This is a genomic window from bacterium, assembly GCA_035559435.1.
Taxonomy (GTDB): domain Bacteria; phylum Zixibacteria; class MSB-5A5; order WJJR01; family WJJR01; genus JACQFV01.
The window spans coordinates 1-3519 of sequence record DATMBC010000088.1; the positions used below are offsets into that span (position 1 = coordinate 1).

Consider the following 3519-nt stretch of genomic DNA (forward strand, 5'->3'; position numbering starts at 1 on the left):
CGGTGGATTTTTGGATCGACGGCGCGACGCGCGATCCGAACAACGATCGGGTGTTCGTGACCGCCGGCGGAACGCGCGTGACCCTCAACCCGCCGAGCGCCGATGAAGCGTCGATCCGGACGACAATCACCATCACCCGGCCGTGGGACGGGGCGTGGCAAATCGGCCCATCGGATGAGCAGATCACGATCCATGCGCCGTGGGTCCAGACGCGATGGCGCGACTCGCTGCGGGTCTACAGTTCGTACATGGGGGGCCAGATTCGCGACTGGCCCGCTGCGCCTGCATTTCACAGTTCGGCGGCCTGGCCTGGATTCGCCTACACGCCGACGATCGCCGCTTATGACCAGGCCAGCGGCAGCGGCATTGGACTGACGGCGTTTTCCGCCCGGCTGCGACAGATCGAGCCGATCGCCTGGACCGACGGCAACGGGGTCGTCGGGCTGTTCGTGCGGATCACGCCGCGACTGGATCGCGGCGAGAGCGACACGGTCGCCCTGGAGCTGCGACGATTCGCAAGCGGCATGCCCGATGAATTTTTCGCCAGCTACCGCAAGAGATTTCTTCTGCCGTGGGCAAAAAAGCTCGGGATCGACGAGGCGAGTTGCGATGCATCGGGCGTGTGGGTGCATGATGGATGGCCGGGCCTGGTCGGAGCCAATGGACTGACCAGTTATCAGCCGGGCAATCTGATTCGCATTGCCGAAATGTGCCGCGCCCGCGGGGCCGGCGGATTGGTCATCTGGTCCACCGGCGAGCGAACCGCGCCCGGCGCGATGTACGAAAATGATCATCGCGAGTATCCGTGGTTCGCCGAGTATGCCGAGGCCAGCAAAATCTTCGACGGGCGATTCGGCTGTCTGATCGCCCCACAGGCGATCATGCGGCCCAATGCGCCGCGCGAGTATATCCCAGGCGTTGATGATGCCCCCACCAATCTTCGCGCCGGAGCCGCGCGCCGGGCTGTGACTCAGCTGCGCGATGATCTGCGCGCCGCCGGCGTGCGCTTCGCCTATTGGGACGCGGCACAAAATCCCGCGGACCAGCACGGGCGTTGGTGGGTCGAGCCGTTCGACTGGCTCGGGTTGATGATGGAGTGGCGAGAGGCGGGGATCACCGTGTTCCCCGAGACCAGCAGCGACGTGGCGGTGTTCGCCAGCGGCGCGACCCTGTTCTACCCGGCGAATCCGCCGCTGGGCGACATGCGCATTCCCAGGATCGTCACGCCACGCGGGAGGATTTTTCTGATGAGTCCAATGGAAAACGACGCATGGCGCGATGATGCGCTGCGTCGCGGATTCGTGCCCTTTATCTGGCGCGAAAATTTTCTGCGCTGATCCGATCCGATGGCCATCTCCGACAACGTGCAATGGGAAGTCCGGGCCGACGGCTCGGACAACAACGGTGGCGGATTTGTCGCCGGCGCGTCAGGTACGGACTACAGTCAGCAGGCCGGTGCTCACGCCAGCGGCATTGACCTGACCGTCGATGCCATCAGCGACATCGACGTGCAGCCCGATGGCTACACGCCCGTTGCCGCCGACATCGGCAACATCATCCAGATCACCGCCGGAGCGGGCTGGGTATTGGGCTGGTATCAGATCGTCGGAATCGTCGGCACGCAATGGCGATTGGATCGATCGCCGGCTCCGGCAGGCTCGACGGGCGGAGTGTGGGCGCTTGGCGGCGCTCTGGCGTCGCCGGGAAAGGGCGCCGCCGCTCTCGTCCTGGCGGGCTCGAAATTGTGGATCCGCAGCGGCACTTACACGATCACCAGCTCCACGGCCAATGTCTCCGGCGGAACGATGTCGTTGGCGAATGCGACCAAATCCATCATCGGCTACGGCACGACGCGCGGCGACGGGGGCCGGCCGACGATCGTCGCCGACTCGCTCATCAGCAGCTTCGCGCTCATCACGAATGGCAGCGTATATTCGGTGAACAATCTGATTTTGGACGGCAACTCTCGACCGAGCAGCCGGGGCATCCAGACTACCGGGTCGAACGGATTCGTCACCGTCCGAAACTGCAAGGGGCAGAATTTTACCAACGGGTTCATTTCCGGGTTAGGCATCGCGCGGGACTGTTATGCGACCGGCTGCACGTCCGTCGCGCCGTTTTCAATCAACCATTGCGTGTCATGCGTTGCCGATGGAAACTCGGTCAGCGGATTTTCCTGGACGACGCAATCGAGCGTCTTCGCGTATTGCCTGAGCGTCAATAACTCCGGGGCCGGGTCGGACGGTTTCGTCGGCAACAACAACATTCTCTGGGTGCATTGCGTCGCATATAACAATGGGCGGCACGGATTCAGCATCAGCGCAGGCAGCCAACCCGTGTTCAGCCTCGTCAGTTGCATCGCGTATCAGAACGCCGGCACAGGCTTCATGGCCGGGTCCGCTTACTCCGACATGAAGTTGCTGTACAACTGCGCCGCGGGCGCGAACGGAACGAACTTCTCAGCGAACTTCGGCAGCGGGACACAGGTCAACTCGGTGACGCTGACCGCCGACCCGTTCACCAACGCCGCGGGGAAAGATTTCTCTCTCAACAACACTGCCGGTGGCGGCGCTGCCGCGCGGAGCGCCGGGTTCGGCACGTATCCCGAAATCTCGACCACCGGGTATCCCGATGTCGGCGCGGCACAACATGCCGATCCGCCGGCCGGCGGCGGCGGCGGCAGCCTCATCGCCGGCGGTCTCGTCGTCACCTAATCATGGCCTACCTCGGCGACTACAAAGCTGGGACTATCGTCGATTTCAAGTTCACGACGGTTAGCACGACCGGCGCGCCGACGACGCTGGCCGGATCGCCCGCCGCCGCTGTGTACAAGATCAATGGCACGACCGAAAGCACAGCGGGTGTGACGCTCACGGTCGATTTCGATACGCGGACCGGATTGAACCACGTGCGCGTTGACACCTCGGCTGATTCGGCGTTCTACGCCGCCGCCGCTGACTACGCCGTTGTGCTGACCGCCGGCACGGTCGGCGGGACATCGGTCGCCGGCTACGTGATCGCGCTTTTCTCAATCGAACATCGCAGCGTCAACAGCACGATCATCAGCGATACCATCGCCCAGAGCAATCACGTCACGGTGATCTCGCCAATCACATCAAGCACCATGACGCTGGACAAGGGCGATGCGTATCAAGCGTCAGACGGCACAGCGATCACGCTGACCAAAGCGGCTGGCGAGATAGGGTGGCCAACGACCGTGAGCACGATCGACTGGTCATGCTGGCCCGACGCGACGCTCCTGGCGGAGCAGCCATCGGCGGTCGGCCTCGATGACATCGCGCTCACCGGCGTCACCAGCAGCGGCGGCACGCTCTCGCTCAGCGCAGCGCAGACGAGCACGCTGGCGGCCACGACCGGCAAGGGCCGCTACAGGTTCAAGTTCATCGCCAATCGTGCGACGAATCCCAAAACCATTCGCAGCGGGATCCTCACAGTGCGTGAGGCAGACGGCAACTAGCGGGTCCTTCCGCGGGGGGGCCGGCGCGCGGGTCGGCGTCG

3 protein-coding genes are annotated in these 3519 nt (G+C 63.9%); all 3 read left to right on the forward strand.

The genetic code is table 11. From position 1 onward, the window contains the following. The first annotated feature begins 50 nt into the window (after positions 1-50). Genes VNN55_10435 through VNN55_10445 form a run of 3 tightly spaced genes read left to right on the forward strand, consistent with a single transcriptional unit; the run spans position 51 to position 3478 of the window. Positions 51-1337, forward strand: a complete 1287-nt coding sequence (locus tag VNN55_10435) for a hypothetical protein (protein HWO57970.1) — start codon at positions 51-53, stop codon at positions 1335-1337. A 9-nt stretch (positions 1338-1346) separates the two neighbouring features. Next, positions 1347-2714: a hypothetical protein gene (locus VNN55_10440; GenBank protein ID HWO57971.1), complete on the forward strand. Its 1368-nt coding sequence runs from the start codon at positions 1347-1349 to the stop codon at positions 2712-2714. A 2-nt stretch (positions 2715-2716) separates the two neighbouring features. After that, on the forward strand, positions 2717-3478 hold the full coding sequence (locus VNN55_10445; GenBank protein ID HWO57972.1) for a hypothetical protein: 762 nt from the start codon (positions 2717-2719) through the stop codon (positions 3476-3478). Positions 3479-3519: the final 41 nt, after the last annotated feature.